Origin of the sequence: Luteibacter sp. NPDC031894 (genome assembly GCF_050273135.1) — a bacterium.
GTDB lineage: Bacteria > Pseudomonadota > Gammaproteobacteria > Xanthomonadales > Rhodanobacteraceae > Luteibacter.
This window is the reverse complement of sequence record NZ_JBNNMV010000004.1, coordinates 254,755-268,347: the sequence shown is the minus strand read 5'-3', so window position 1 is coordinate 268,347 and position 13,593 is coordinate 254,755. Positions and strand designations below refer to the sequence as shown.

The 13,593-nt window shown below is 67.3% G+C and carries 17 protein-coding genes; 3 read left to right on the top strand and 14 right to left on the bottom strand.

The annotated features are described in order from the left end of the window. Nucleotides 1-8: 8 nt before the first annotated feature. The 11 genes from ACQKIE_RS13325 to ACQKIE_RS13275 form a co-directional block, all read right to left on the bottom strand. Entirely contained in the window at nucleotides 9-278 is a 270-nt protein-coding gene (locus ACQKIE_RS13325; protein WP_427459816.1) for an HPr family phosphocarrier protein, read from the bottom strand. Then, the gene (locus tag ACQKIE_RS13320) at nucleotides 271-663 is read right to left on the bottom strand and encodes a PTS sugar transporter subunit IIA (protein WP_427459814.1); all 393 of its coding nucleotides are present in this window, start codon (nucleotides 661-663) and stop codon (nucleotides 271-273) included. Before ACQKIE_RS13320 ends, ACQKIE_RS13325 begins: the two co-directional genes overlap by 8 nt. Nucleotides 664-699: 36 nt before the next feature. Beyond that, on the bottom strand, nucleotides 700-1,581 hold the full coding sequence (gene rapZ / locus ACQKIE_RS13315) for an RNase adapter RapZ (protein ID WP_427459964.1): 882 nt from the start codon (nucleotides 1,579-1,581) through the stop codon (nucleotides 700-702). A 31-nt stretch (nucleotides 1,582-1,612) separates the two neighbouring features. Further along, nucleotides 1,613-2,563 carry an HPr(Ser) kinase/phosphatase gene (gene hprK, locus ACQKIE_RS13310; RefSeq protein WP_427459812.1) on the bottom strand — a complete coding sequence of 317 codons (951 nt, stop codon included), beginning with the start codon at nucleotides 2,561-2,563 and terminating at the stop codon, nucleotides 1,613-1,615. A gap of 100 nt (nucleotides 2,564-2,663) precedes the next feature. After that, on the bottom strand, nucleotides 2,664-3,011 hold the full coding sequence (gene hpf / locus ACQKIE_RS13305) for a ribosome hibernation-promoting factor, HPF/YfiA family (protein WP_427459809.1): 348 nt from the start codon (nucleotides 3,009-3,011) through the stop codon (nucleotides 2,664-2,666). Nucleotides 3,012-3,130: 119 nt separating this feature from the next. Continuing rightward, nucleotides 3,131-4,618, bottom strand: coding sequence for an RNA polymerase factor sigma-54 (locus tag ACQKIE_RS13300; RefSeq protein ID WP_427459807.1), 1,488 nt, complete (start codon nucleotides 4,616-4,618; stop codon nucleotides 3,131-3,133). Nucleotides 4,619-4,720: 102 nt separating this feature from the next. Next, nucleotides 4,721-5,440: an LPS export ABC transporter ATP-binding protein gene (gene lptB, locus ACQKIE_RS13295; RefSeq protein ID WP_427459805.1), complete on the bottom strand. Its 720-nt coding sequence runs from the start codon at nucleotides 5,438-5,440 to the stop codon at nucleotides 4,721-4,723. A gap of 4 nt (nucleotides 5,441-5,444) precedes the next feature. Next, nucleotides 5,445-6,032 (bottom strand): lipopolysaccharide transport periplasmic protein LptA, encoded by a 588-nt coding sequence (gene lptA, locus ACQKIE_RS13290; RefSeq protein ID WP_427459803.1) that lies wholly within the window; start codon nucleotides 6,030-6,032, stop codon nucleotides 5,445-5,447. Then, nucleotides 5,995-6,588 carry an LPS export ABC transporter periplasmic protein LptC gene (lptC, locus tag ACQKIE_RS13285; protein WP_427459801.1) on the bottom strand — a complete coding sequence of 198 codons (594 nt, stop codon included), beginning with the start codon at nucleotides 6,586-6,588 and terminating at the stop codon, nucleotides 5,995-5,997. Before lptC ends, lptA begins: the two co-directional genes overlap by 38 nt. Nucleotides 6,589-6,590: 2 nt before the next feature. Then, nucleotides 6,591-7,139 (bottom strand): KdsC family phosphatase, encoded by a 549-nt coding sequence (locus ACQKIE_RS13280; protein WP_427459799.1) that lies wholly within the window; start codon nucleotides 7,137-7,139, stop codon nucleotides 6,591-6,593. Nucleotides 7,140-7,195: 56 nt separating this feature from the next. Further along, entirely contained in the window at nucleotides 7,196-8,209 is a 1,014-nt protein-coding gene (locus tag ACQKIE_RS13275; RefSeq protein ID WP_427459796.1) for a KpsF/GutQ family sugar-phosphate isomerase, read from the bottom strand. A 174-nt stretch (nucleotides 8,210-8,383) separates the two neighbouring features. On the opposite strand from ACQKIE_RS13275, the gene ACQKIE_RS13270 reads away from it, so the two are divergent. Next, nucleotides 8,384-8,623: a BolA family protein gene (locus ACQKIE_RS13270; RefSeq protein WP_427459794.1), complete on the top strand. Its 240-nt coding sequence runs from the start codon at nucleotides 8,384-8,386 to the stop codon at nucleotides 8,621-8,623. Nucleotides 8,624-8,675: 52 nt separating this feature from the next. Next, a complete protein-coding gene (gene murA, locus ACQKIE_RS13265) occupies nucleotides 8,676-9,935 on the top strand; it encodes a UDP-N-acetylglucosamine 1-carboxyvinyltransferase (protein ID WP_427459792.1) in 1,260 nt (419 codons plus the stop codon). Nucleotides 9,936-9,999: 64 nt separating this feature from the next. On the opposite strand, the gene ACQKIE_RS13260 is transcribed toward murA, so the two are convergent. The 3 genes from ACQKIE_RS13260 to purM all read right to left on the bottom strand — a co-directional run bounded on the left by ACQKIE_RS13260 (nucleotide 10,000) and on the right by purM (nucleotide 12,467). Further along, nucleotides 10,000-10,701, bottom strand: coding sequence for a DUF3108 domain-containing protein (locus tag ACQKIE_RS13260; protein WP_427459790.1), 702 nt, complete (start codon nucleotides 10,699-10,701; stop codon nucleotides 10,000-10,002). Between the two features lie 71 nt (nucleotides 10,702-10,772). Then, the gene (gene purN / locus ACQKIE_RS13255) at nucleotides 10,773-11,423 is read right to left on the bottom strand and encodes a phosphoribosylglycinamide formyltransferase (protein ID WP_427459788.1); all 651 of its coding nucleotides are present in this window, start codon (nucleotides 11,421-11,423) and stop codon (nucleotides 10,773-10,775) included. Nucleotides 11,424-11,429: 6 nt separating this feature from the next. After that, the gene (gene purM / locus ACQKIE_RS13250; RefSeq protein ID WP_427459786.1) at nucleotides 11,430-12,467 is read right to left on the bottom strand and encodes a phosphoribosylformylglycinamidine cyclo-ligase; all 1,038 of its coding nucleotides are present in this window, start codon (nucleotides 12,465-12,467) and stop codon (nucleotides 11,430-11,432) included. 138 nt (nucleotides 12,468-12,605) lie between these two features. On the opposite strand from purM, the gene ACQKIE_RS13245 reads away from it, so the two are divergent. Next, nucleotides 12,606-13,592, top strand: a complete 987-nt coding sequence (locus tag ACQKIE_RS13245; protein WP_427459784.1) for a DUF2066 domain-containing protein — start codon at nucleotides 12,606-12,608, stop codon at nucleotides 13,590-13,592. Nucleotide 13,593: the final 1 nt, after the last annotated feature.

Sequence of the window (13,593 nt, the reverse complement as noted above, 5' to 3'; positions counted from 1 at the left end):
TGTCATGCTCAGGCGCCTTCGTCGAATTTGCGTTCGAACAGGGACACGACGGCGGCGATGGCCTCCGCCTCGTCCTCGCCCTCCGCGCGCACGGTCAGGGCGGTGCCCATGCCGGCGGCCAGCATCATCACGCCCATGATGCTCTGCGCGTTCACTTCGCGTCCCTTGCTGACGAGCCAGACCGTCGATTTGAACCCCGCGACCAGCTGGACGAGCTTGGCCGATGCGCGTGCGTGCAGGCCGAGCCGGTTCGATACCACGATGTCACGTTCAAGCATGGTCGATGAAGATCCCTCCGCGACCGCCGCTGGCCGCGATCTCGGCCAGCTCGGGAAGCGATTTTTCCGAATAGTTGAGGACGCGCAGCAGCATCGGCAGGTTCAGGCCCGACACGCAGCGCAGGTGCACGCCGAGTTCGCCCAGCGACAGGCCGATGTTGCACGGCGTGGCGCCGTAGAGGTCGGCCAGCACCAGCACGCCATCGCCGTGGTCGAGCTCCCGCGCATGGCGGGCGGTGAGCGTGCGCATGATGTCGGGGTCGGCGCTGGGCGGGACTTCGACCGCGTCGACGTCCAGCGGGAGTTTCGGCATCACGTGGCGCGCGGCTGAAATCAGCGCCTTGCCGACGGCCTCGTGCGTCATGAGGAGGACCCCGACGGTCATGGCCCGAAATCTCGTGTTGGCTGCAAGCGGGTCATGTCACTCGAGTTCGCGATGGAAGGTCAGTACGTTGCCGCGTTCCGAGCGGAAATGTTGCGCCAGTTTCTCGACCAGGTAGACCGACCGATGGCGTCCGCCGGTGCAGCCGATCGACACGGTGACATAGCTGCGGTCCTCGCCGTCGAAGCGCGGCAGCCAGGTGTCGAGCCAGCGGGCGACGTCGTCATAGTACTCGCCCACGAGCGGGTTGGCGTCGAGGAACTCCCGGACGGGCAGGTCCTTGCCCGAGAACGGCCGCAGGCGCGGGTCCCAGTGCGGGTTGGGCAGGCAGCGCGCGTCGAAGACGAAGTCCGCGTCCGACGGCAGGCCCCGGCGATAGGCGAACGACTCGAAAAGCAGGGTCGTGCCGTCCGATGCCGCGGCATAGCCGGTGGCGAACAGGCGGCGCAACTGGTGCACGTTCAGGTCGCTGGAATCGATGACCTTCTCGGCGATCGAGACCAAAGGCCGCAGCAGCTTGCGTTCCTGTGCGATGGAGTCGGCCAGCGAGAGCTTCTCCGCCGCCAGGGGATGGCGGCGGCGGGTCTCGGAATAGCGCTTGATCAGGACGTCGTCGCGGCTGTCGAGGAAGATCAGGTGGACGTGCACGCCCGCCGTGGACAGCTCCGACAGCACGTGCGGCATGCGCGAGAGGTCGATGCGGCGGTTGCGTACGTCCACGCCCACGGCGATGCGCCGACGCGGCCCATGCTCGCCCTGGCTGACGGCGGCGACCAGCTGCGGGATCAGTTCCGCGGGCATGTTGTCGACGCAATAGAACTCGAGGTCCTCCAGCGCCCGCAGGGCCACGGTCTTGCCGCCGCCGGACATGCCGGTCAGCACGACGAGGTGGATCGCGTCGGGTTCGACGATGGGGCTCATGACTTCGTCGATCACGGGAGCATGTCCTGGTTCACCATGGAGAGAAGCGGCGCATCTGGTGCGCCTGGCGGTCGATGAAGGTCTGGGCGGGATCGATGCCCTTGCTCTTCAGTACGTGGTTGCGCACCGCCGCCTCGACAAGGACTGCGAGGTTGCGGCCCGGCGCGACGGGGATCGTGATCTTCGGCACGTCCACGTCGAGTACGTTGCGCCGGCTGATGTCGCCGGTGAGGCGGGTCATCGCGTCGGGCTCCTCGCCGTCGCGCAGCGGCTTCAGGTGGACGACGAGGCGCAGGTATTTCGAAGGCTTCACCGCCGTATGGCCGAACATCTCGCGGATGTTGAGCACACCCAGGCCGCGCACTTCCAGGAGGTCCTGGAGCAGTTCCGGGCAGGCGCCGTCGATGACGTCGGGAGCGATGAGGGTGAACTCGGTGGCGTCGTCCGCCACCAGCCGGTGACCGCGGCTGATGAGTTCCAGGGCCAGCTCGCTCTTGCCCGAGCCGGGCTCGCCGGTGATCAGCACGCCGATGGAGAACACCTCGAGGAACACGCCGTGCAGGGTCACCCGCGGCGCAAGCGTGCGCGCCAGGTGGTATTGCAGGTAGGTCAGCAGTTCATGGCCGCGTTTCGTGCTCTGCCACAGCGGCGTGTCCGTCTCCTCGGCGACCTCGCGCAGGTCGGACGGGATCGACTGGTCCTTGGTGACGATGAGCGCGGCCGGCTGGTAGGCGGCGATCTTGTGGATGGCTTCCCAGCGCTGGCGCGAGTCCAGGCCATCGAGGAAGTTCAACTCCTCGGTGCCGATGATCTGCACCTTGTTGGGGTAGATCACGTTGAGGTAGCCGACCAGCGAAGGCCGCCGGCTCTGCTTGGCATTGGGCTCGAGCACACGGGATTCGCCGCGCATGCCGGCGGCCCAGCGCAGGGCCATGCGCTCGTGTACCCCGTCGAACAATTGTCTGGCGGTCAGCCGGTCCACGGTGGGGCCTCTCGATAAGGAAAGGCCGACACGCGGGGCGTGCCGGCCTGGGTCCTATTGTGCCATCAAGGGCGGGCGGGCTGCCGGGTGGCCCCGGACGTCAGGTGGCGGCGCGGGCCTCCCGGACCTCGCTGTTGTGGTGGTCCTTGAGCTTTTCCTTATGCTTCCGGAGCTGGTCGGCCAGCTTGCCGACCATCGCGTCGATGGCGGTGTAGAGGGTGTCGTTCTTGTTGTCGTCCTCGAGCCGCGCAATGCCGTCCGCGTGCAGGCGGGTACCGGAGCAATGCAGGGTACCGCTGGCCTTGTGCTCGTTCTTGTCGACGGACAGGACGACGTCGAGTCCCGTGATGTTGTCGAAAAGGCGTTCGAAGCGACCGATCTGTAGTTCCACGCGCTCGCGCAGGGCGGGGGTGATCTGGATGTGCTGGCCGCTGATCTGGATTTGCATTGACGCCTCCTTCTTGCTGAGGGTGCCGCCTCGTGGCGGCGAGACCGGAGCGACGGAGCGTCGCTCCTCTAGCTTGAACTGGTTGGACCGTGGACCTCCGGTGGGGTTCCTTCGCGTCGTCAGTTGGCGCGGACGCGTTCGCTGGAACTGGGGATGCGCATCGCTTCCCGGTACTTTGCCACGGTACGTCGGGCGACCTGAATGCCGCGTCGATGCAGCTCCTCGGCCAGCGCCTGGTCGGAGAGCGGCCGCCGCGCGTCCTCGGCCGTGATGAGTTTGCGAAGCATGGCCTGGATGGCCGTCGCCGAGGCGCTGCCGCCGTCTTCGGTCGCCACGCCGCTGGAGAAGAAGTGCTTCAGCTCGAAGGTGCCGCGGGGGGTGTGCATGTACTTTCGCGTCGTGACACGGGAAATGGTGGATTCATGCATGCCCACCTCCTCGGCCACTTCACGCAAAACCAACGGATGCATGGCCTCGGGGCCGTAATCGAGGAAGGCGCTCTGCCGGCGGACGATCACGTCGGCCACCTTCTGCAGGGTTTCAGCGCGCGATTGCAGGCTCTTCAGCAGCCAGCGGGCCTCCTGCAGCTGTCCCTTCATCCAGGTGGCGTCGTCGCCGCGCGCCCGGGCGATGAGGTTGCAGTAATGCTGGTTAAGACCCAGCCGCGGCTGGGCGTCCGGATTGAGGCTGACCTGCCAGCGGCCGTTCTCCCGACGCGCGTAGACGTCCGGGGCGACGTATTCGACCGGCGTGGCATCGAGCGCCGCACCCGGGCGCGGGTCGAGGCTGCGGATCAGCGCGGCGGCCGCGGCGACGTGGTCTTCGGCGGCCTTGAGTCGGCGGGCGATCTTGGCGACGTCGTTGCGCGCCAGCAGTTCCAGTTCCTCGTTCACGACGCGGATCGCGAGTTCGCGATGCGGCGTATCGAGCGAGAACTGGGAAAGCTGGCAAAACAGGCAGTCGCGGAGGTCCAGGCTGGCGATGCCCGTGGGATCGAAGCGCTGCACGCGCTGGCGCACCGCGTCGATCTCGTCCGCCGTCGCCTGCATCTCGGAGGGCAGGGCGGCTTCCACCGCTGCCGTGCCGTCGCGCAGATAACCGTCCTCGTCCAACGCATGGATGATCGCGGTGGCGATCGCGTGGTCGCGCGGCGAGAACTGCGACAGGTTGAGCTGCCACTCCAGGTGTTGCTGGAGACTCTCCGGCGCGGCGTTCTGCGGCTCGAAGCCGTCTTCGTCCACGCCTCCCGTGCGCGACGACGAGCCACCGTATTCGCTGGAGTCGCCATGGAAGCGGTCGTCTTCCCACTCCGGCGCCAGTTCCTCGGAAGGAGCGACGGTGGATTCCTCGTCGTCCTTGGACGCCTTGGCCGGCGGTTCGTCCCGCGACGTGAATTCGGGGATCTCGTAGCCGTCCTCTTCGGGTGCGTCGGGGTCGAGCTCGGATTCGGCATCTTCGGCGAACTCGAGCAACGGATTGCTTTCCGCGATCTGGCGGAGTTCGGCCTCGAGCTCCAGCTGGGACAACTGCAACAGGCGGATGGCCTGTTGGAGCTGCGGCGTCAGCGTGAGCTGCTGGTGGAGCCGAAACTGGAGTCCGGGTTTCATGCCTTCGATGCGTGGGGTTTACCGGAGCATCCTAACCCCTAAAGGCCAGACCAAACCAGCGGCCGGGTGGGCTACGCAGCCCCCACGACCGCCGTCCATCCGTCATATCCTGAATTCACGTCCCAGGTACACCTCACGCACCTTTTCGTCCGCCAGGATGTGCTGGGGCGTACCGCGCGCCAAGACTTCGCCGTCGTTGAGGATGTACGCGCGATCGCATATGCCGAGGGTTTCGCGGACGTTATGGTCGGTGATCAGGACACCGATGCCGCGCTCCTTCAGGTGACGGACGATGCGCTGGATCTCACCCACCGAGATGGGGTCGACGCCCGCGAAGGGTTCGTCGAGCAGCATGTACCGCGGCCGGGCCGCCAAGGCGCGGGCGATCTCGACGCGGCGACGTTCGCCACCGGAAAGGCTGATGCCTTTCTGCTCGGCGATGTGCGCGATCTTGAGTTCGTCGAGCAGGCTTTCCAGTTCGTCCTCGCGCTGCTTCTGGCTCATGCCTTCGCGCAGTTCGAGCACGGCCAGGATGTTGTCCGCCACGCTGAGGCGGCGGAACACCGACGCCTCCTGCGGGAGGTAACCGATGCCGAGTTTCGCCCGGGAGTGCATGGGCAGCCCGGTGATGTCCTGCTGGTCGAGCTTGATCGAACCGGCGTCGGCCTGGATCAGGCCCACCACCATGTAGAAGCAGGTGGTCTTGCCGGCGCCGTTGGGGCCGAGCAGGCCGACCACTTCACCCTCGCGGATGGAGAAGGCGAAATCACGGACTACCTGGCGCGCGCGGAAGCGCTTCTGCAGGCCTTGGGCTGAAAGCATCGGGTCAGGGCTTCTTCGTGTCGTTGGACGCTGGCTTCGCGGGGGCGGGCGCGGGCGTCTTGTTCTTCGGCTGGAAGGTCATGTGCACGGGGGCGCCGCCGGTGCTCTCGCCCGTCATCGTGCTGTCCTTGGTGTTGTAGGTGAGCTTGTCGCCCTCGGCGCTGCCCTTCGCCGGCTGGTTGACCTTCGCGTTGCCCGTGAGCACCGCGTAGTCCTGTTCGATCTTGTAGTCGATGTTCGAGGCCTTTCCGTCCATCGGCTGGTCCTGGTCGTCCAGCTGGTGGATGGTGGCGGGGTTGCCATCGACGATCACGCGGATGAGGTGGCTGTCGGCGTCGAGGTAACCCGTGGCCTTGCTGCCCGTGATCTTGAGCGTGCCCTGCGTCAGGACGACGTTCGTGGTCCAGATGACCTTGCCGGGCTGGCCGTTCTGCGGCGCCTGCGTGCCATCGAACGACTTCGACGTGACGTCCGCTGGCTGGTTGCGGTCGGATTGCTTGGCATAGACGGGCATGCTCGCCAGGAGCGCCACGCCGAGCGCCGCGACGACGGCCTTAGCGCTTGCGCGGCTGGTAGACGGTGTGGACTGCATCGAGGAGCTCCAGGTGCTTGGTGTCGAGATTGGCGCGCATGCCAACGCCCTGCATTGTAGAGGTTCCCTGGACGATCCGCGCCGCCTCGGCGGTTTCCAGGCGGTTTTCCTTCGGCCAGGCCGTGACTTCCGACGTATCGATGCTGGCGGGCGGATTGGTCTGGAAGGCCACCCGGTCCATATGGACCTTGCCTTGCAGTTTGAGCAGGCTGCCGTCCTTGTTCACCCACCCGTACTGGGAGTGCCCGGTCCACGGCGGAACGTTCGCTTCCTTGGTGGACGGAAGCACGAAGTCGGGCGCGTTGATGTACAGCGATTCGTCGCCCTCGCGCCGTTCCAGGTGCGGCGCGACCAGCTTGAACGCGGGCTTGCCTTCCTCGTTATAGGAATCGAGATCGAAGTGGGTCAGCACATAACCGGAACGCGGCGGGCCGATGAAGTCCTGTACTTTCTTCTCGGGCGCCGTCCAGTAATACAGCAGCACGCTGACACCCAGGACCGCGGCAAGAATGCCCGCGACGCCGGCGGCGCTCGTGTCCTTGAGGAGATTGAACACGCTCACAGCCAGCGGTCCCGTTCGGCCTCGGCCTTGCCCTGCGCCGCGAGGATCATGTCGGCGACCTCGCGGGCTGCGCCATAACCGCCGATGAGGCGGGTGCGCCAGTGGGCGCGCTCGGCAACCCAGGGATGCGCGTTGGCCGTCGCCACCGCCAGGCCGGCGAGACCCATGGCGGGAAGGTCCGGGAGGTCGTCGCCGACGAAGGCCGACTGTTCCGGCGCGAGCCCGAGCGCGTCGAGCAACCCGGTCAGGCAGGCCCGCTTGTCCTTCTGGCCCTGGTAGACGTGCGCGATGCCGAGTTCCTCGGCGCGCAGCGACACCGGATGACTGATCCTGGCGGTGATGATCGCGACCTTCACGCCGTTGCGTTCCAGTGCCTTGAGGCCGAGCCCGTCGTGCACGTGGAAGACCTTGGTTTCGCGACCGTCCTCGCCATACCAGAGGCGGCCGTCGGTAAGGGTGCCGTCGACATCGAACACGACCAGGCGCACGCGGGCCGCTCGCTCGGCGACGTCGGCGGGAATCTCGGTGTAATGCGTGTAGGCCATGGTTCGCTATGTGGGGACGGAGGGGGCGCGCCGGAAGCGCGCCTGGGAACGGTTGTTCAGACGACGCGGGCCCGAAGCAGGTCGTGGATGTTCAATGCGCCGACGACGCAGCCGTCCGCGTCGATCACCAGGAGGGCGTTGATCTGGTGCCGTTCCATGAGCTGTGCGGCCTCGACGGCGAGCTTGTCCGATCCGATGGTCTTCGGACCGCGCGTCATGAGTTGCGCCACGGACGCGCTGCGCAGGTCGACGCCATCGTCGTCCAGCGCGCGACGCAGGTCACCGTCGGTGAAGACGCCGAGGAGGCGTCCCTCCGCGTCGACGACGGCGGTCATGCCCAGTCGCTTGCGCGACATCTCGACCAGCGCTTCGCTGAGCGTGGCCTCGAGGCGAACGCGCGGCACGTCGTCGCCGGAGTGCATCACGTCGGAGATGTGCAGGAGCAGACGGCGACCAAGGCTGCCCGCGGGATGCGAGCGGGCGAAGTCGTCGGAGGTGAAGCCGCGGGCCTCCAGCAATGCAACGGCGAGGGCGTCGCCCATGACCAGGGCCGCCGTGGTGCTGGCGGTCGGGGCGAGTCCGTGAGGGCAGGCTTCGGATGCGACATTCGCGTCGAGGTTGAGGTCGGCCTGGGTGGCCAGCGACGACTTCGGATTGCCGGTGATCGCGATGAGGCCGATGCCCTGGCGCTTGATGGCCGGCAAGATGTAGAGCAGTTCGTCGGTTTCGCCCGAATACGAAATCCCCAGCACGATATCGTCGGGCTGGATCATGCCGAGGTCGCCGTGGCTGGCCTCGCCGGGGTGGACGAAGAAGGAAGGGGTGCCGGTGGATGCCAGCGTCGCCGCGATCTTCCGCCCGATATGGCCGGATTTGCCCATCCCCGACACCACCACCCGGCCCTTGCAGGCCAGGATCATCTGGCAGGCCTCGACGAAGGCGGCGTCGACCTTGGCTTCCAGGGCGCGAATCGCCGCGGCTTCGGTCTTGATGACGTTGCGAGCGCTCCGTATGACGGTGTCGGCGTTCACGAGGCGGGCGTCGGCGGGCGGGGCGGTGCGGGCGTTCATGCGACCTCGAAGTCCGGGTGGGGCAGTCCCTTGGTTACCCGGGATGTCCATTTCTGCGACACCGGATTTCCATTACCATTACATATTCTCATTTTATGGTTGCTGCCATCGACGGGTGGTTCAGGGTCCGTTTCGGAACCCCGGCCCGCGGCGACCCCCTCTACCGGAGAATCCATGGACGCTGCGCGCATCCAGGCATTGATCGAAGCCGGCCTGCCCGGCGCCCGGGTGGCCGTGCAAGGCGACGACGGCGTCCATTTCGAAGCCGAAGTCGTCTCGGAACAGTTCGCCGGCAAATTGCCCCTGGCCCGCCACCGCCTCGTCTATGCGACCCTCGGCGACCTCATGGGCGGCGCCATCCACGCGCTTGGCCTAAAGACCCTCACTCCCGAAGAAGCCGCCGGCCGCCGCTGAGTCGCGCGCCAGGCCGTCTTCGCCGATTTCTCCTTCAAGGCACTCCCAACCCATGGCCAAGATCCTGATCAGCGGCGGCCAGCCGCTCCATGGCGAGGTCGGCATTTCCGGCGCGAAGAACGCCGTCCTGCCCATCCTCGCCTCCTGCCTGCTTGCCGACGAACCGGTGAGCATCGGCAACGTGCCGCACCTGCACGACGTGACCACCTTCATCGAACTGCTTGGCCGCATGGGCGTGCGCGTCGTCCTCGACGATCGCATGAAGATGCACATCGATCCGCGTCCCGAAAATTCCTGCGTCGCCCCGTACGACCTCGTCCGCACGATGCGCGCGTCGATCCTCGTGCTCGGTCCGCTCGTCGCGCGCTACGGCAAGGCGGAAGTATCCCTTCCGGGCGGCTGCGCGATCGGCTCCCGTCCGGTCGATCAGCACATCCGTGGCCTGCAGGCGCTGGGCGCCGACGTGAGCGTGGAGAACGGCTACATCAAGGCAAGGTCGGGCCGCCTGAAGGGCGCGCGCATCGTCATGGACATGGTGACCGTCACCGGCACCGAAAACATCCTGATGGCCGCCACGCTCGCCGAAGGCACCACGATCATCGAGAACGCGGCGCAGGAGCCCGAGGTCGTCGACCTCGCGCACTGCCTGCTCGCGATGGGCGCGAAGATCGACGGCATCGGCACCTCCACACTGATCGTCGAGGGCGTCGAGCGCCTGCACGGTGCGCATTACGAGGTGCTTCCCGATCGCATCGAGACCGGTACCTTCCTCGTCGGCGCCGCGATGACGGGCGGCAAGGTCCGCGCACGTGGTGCGCGTGCCGACACGATGGACGCGGTACTCCAGAAACTCGAGGAAGCCGGCGCGCACATCAGTACCGGCAAGGACTGGATCGAGCTCGACATGCAGGGCCGCCGGCCGAAGGCCGTGAACCTGACGACCGCGCCGTACCCCGCGTTCCCCACCGACATGCAGGCGCAGTTCACCGCGCTCAACTGCGTGGCCGAGGGCGTCGGCGTGATCACCGAGACCGTCTTCGAGAACCGTTTCATGCACGCGCTGGAACTGCAGCGCCTCGGCGCGGACATCCGCCTCGAAGGCAACACGGCCATCATCACCGGCGTGGCGAAGATGAGCGGCGCGCCGATCATGGCGACCGACCTGCGCGCGTCCGCGTGCCTGGTGCTCGCCGGGCTCGTCGCCGAAGGCGACACGACCGTCGACCGCGTGTACCACATCGATCGCGGCTACGAGAACATCGAGGAAAAGCTCGGCGTGCTCGGCGCGCGCATCCGCCGCCTGCCGGGCTGAGGGGCCTGTGTAGGTGCCGCGATGGCGGCTGTAGGAGCCGCTATAGCGGCTCCCACATGGTTTCTTAGCGACCCTCGAACTTCACCAGTTCCATCGTCAGGTCGCCGCCGTCTTTCTGTGCGAGCTTCACCGGCACCGGATACTTCGACGGCACGTACCACGCGTTGAAGCCGCGGTCGGCGTCGGTGCGGTCCACACGAACAGCGTCGAACGACCCGGCCGGCACGGTGACCTTCTCCGTGGCCGATACCTTGAACTGCTGGTTCTCGACTTCCTGCTTCACGGCGACCGGAAAGGCCACGTCCTTCTTGCCCGAGCGCAGCGCGAGGCCGAGGGCGAGGGGAAGCGTGTTGCGCTCGACCATGCCCGGCACGGCGGGATAGCTGAAGCTCTTCTTGTTGTCCTGGACCTGCACGGTTCCGCCCTGCACCGTCAGGTCGCGCGTCTTCGACTTCACCGCCGCCTGTAGCTGGTAGTGGTAACTGACCGCTTGCGGAACCTGGCCCACCCAGGTGAAGCGCGAGGTTTCCGAGACGTTGGCGCCGAGCATGGCCGCGAGCCCCGAGGTGCCCTTCGTCTCGTTCGCGTATTCGAATTGCCCGCCGCTGGCCGGCTTCAAGGTGATGGTGGCCTCGCCGAGCGGGCCGCCGTCCTTGAGGACCTGGTAGGTCGCCGTGAAAGACTGCGGCACGTCCACGGCGAACGCGGCGGCGGGCAGGGCGAGGGCCAGCGCGAGGCCGGCGCGGAACAGGGTGGTTTTGGTCATGTCGCCGAGTGTATCCAAGCCGCCTGAATCCGGGGCGAGCGCCTTATCTGTGGGAGCCGCTATAGCGGCTCCTACAGGAAATCGGCGAGGTCCAGCGGTTGCCTCAGGGCGGTCCCATCGAAGACCGGACCGTCCTGCCAGCCCAGGCGACCCATCGCGATGGCGCCCACCACGGCCGGTAGCAGCTTGTGTTCCTCCACCAGCAGCCGCGTCGCGAGATCGTCCTCGCTGTCGCCCGGGTGCACTGGGATGCGTGCCTGCGCGACGACGGGGCCGCCGTCGAGTTCGGCAGTGACGAAATGCACGCTGGCGCCGTGCTCGGTGTCGCCCGCCTCCAGGCAGCGCCGGTGCGTATGCAGGCCGCGATACTTCGGCAGGAGGGAAGGGTGCACGTTGATCGCGCGCCCCTCCCAGTGGGCGACCACGGCGGCATCGACGATGCGCATGTAGCCGGCCAGCACGAGCAGCTCGGCCCCGCTGTCGGCGACGCGACCGAACAAGGCCGCGTCGAACTCGGCGCGAGTGGCGTAATCCTTCGGATTCATCGACACCGTGGGAATGCCGGCGGCTGCGGCGATCGCCAGCGCACCCGCCTGCTTCTTGTCGCTGCCCACGAGGGTGAATTCGATGGGCAGGCGACCGGCATCGCGCGCGGCGATGAGCGCGGCGAGGTTACTGCCGCGCCCGGAAGCGAGCGCGGCAACGCGCAGGGGACGAGTCATCGGGGGTCAGGCGATGTGGACGCGATCGCCGCCTTCGTCGGCCACGACGCGACCGATGACCTGGCTCTCGAGGCCGTGGTTCGCCAGCAGGGCACGTGCCGCCTGGACCTGTTCGGGGGCCAGGAGCACGGTGAAGCCGATGCCGCAGTTGAACGTGCGCCACATTTCCTCGTCGGCGACGTTGCCTTCGCGCTGCAGCCATTCGAATACCGGCGGCAGCTCCCACGAGGAGGCATCGATCGACAGGGCGAGACCATCCGGCACGACGCGGATGATGTTTTCCTTCAGTCCGCCGCCCGTGATGTGCGCCATGCCGTGCACGTCCACTGCGCCGATCAGCTCGAGCATGGGCTTCACGTAGATGGTCGTGGGCGCCATGAGGGCATCGACGAGCTTCACGCCGTCAAGGTCGGTCTCGAGGGGCGAACCCGCGCGTTCGAGGATACGGCGGATCAGCGAATACCCATTCGAATGCGGGCCGGACGACGCCACGCCGAGGATCGCATCGCCGGCGACGATGGACGAGCCGTCGTTCATCGCGGATTTCTCCACGGCACCGACGGTGAAGCCGGCGAGGTCGTACTCGCCGGGCGGATACATGTCGGGCATCTCCGCGGTTTCGCCGCCGATGAGCGCGCAGCCGGCGAGTTCGCAACCGCGCGCGATGCCGCTGACGACGGCCGCGGCCGTATCGACGTCGAGCTTGCCGGTCGCAAAGTAATCGAGGAAGAACAGCGGCTCCGCACCCTGCACGAGCACGTCGTTGACGCACATGCCGACAAGATCGATGCCGATGGTGTCATGGCGGCCGAGCTGCTGGGCGAGCTTGAGCTTGGTGCCGACGCCATCGGTGCCGGAGACGAGCACCGGCTCCTTGTAACGGCCGGAGAGGTCGAACAGGCCGCCGAAGCCGCCGAGCCCGCCCATCACCTCAGGCCGGAACGTCCGCTTGACCATCGGCTTGATGCGCTCGACGAGCGCGTTGCCGGCATCGATGTCGACGCCCGCGTCGCGGTAGGTGAGGGAGCCCTGGTCGGAGGACATAAGCAGTTCCGGCACGTATTGGAAACCGCGCATTCTAGCAGCAAGCGGCTGTTCCACCTTGCCCCTGCACACCCCCTGGATGGACGCCATGGCACGGTTTGGGCAGACTCCCGCCTTCACTCGAGCGATGCCAAGCCCATGCGCCCAGTCCGACTCCTCGCATCATTGATGCTCTTCGTGGCGGCCAGCCTCGGCACTGCCTGGGCCCAGACGCCCATCTATACGGTCACCGTGCCGGTGGCCGACACGAGCGCCGCGGTACGCGACCAGGCCTTCGCCACGGGCCTCACCCAGGTGCTGGCAAGGGCCTCGAACGGGGCCGATCCGCGTGGCAAGGCCGGCTACGCCGACGCCATGAAGCAGCCCGGCGGCCTCGTCCAGCAATACCACTACGCCCGCACGGGCGGCGCCAATGGCGCGCCTCTGAGCCTGGAGATCGTTTTCGATCCCGGTGCGGTCCGCCGTGTCCTCGCTGTCGGCGACGCCTCGGCCGCCGCGCCCAAGGCGCCCGTGCTGGTCGTCGCGCGGGACGCCGGCGGCAAACTCCTCGGCCAGGAAGACCTGGTGCCCCTGGCGCAGATGGCCGACACCCGCGGCTACCAGATCGTGGTGCCGAAGGGCGACGCGATCCCGGACCCGGCGGCGCTGGCCGCGGGAGACCCGGCGGCGGTCGCCACGGTGGCACGGCAGTACAACACCGCGGTCGTGCTGGTCGGCAAGATCGGCAACGACCAGACCGACTGGACGCTCGTCTCGGCCGGCCGGACGTCCACCTGGAAGGACAGCGGCGAAGCCCGCGCGGCCCTGCTGACCAACGGTGCCAACGCGATGGCCGACAAGCTGGACCGCCAGTTCGCCGCTACCCAGGGTGGCAGCTCCAGCGGCACGGTGTGGGTGGCGGGGCTCCGCTCCGCCACCGACTACGCCGGGCTGCTCTCGACGTTCCAGAACGACCCGGCGGTCAAGTCCATCGCCCCTGCCGCGGCCACGGCCGACGGTGTGCTCTTCAACGTCTCCGCGAACGCACCGCTGGCCCGGCTCATCGCCGGCTACGCGGCAGGCGGTCACATCCTGGCGACGGACGGCCACGATGGGGCGGACCTCGCCGTGCGCTGGGTGCCCTGAC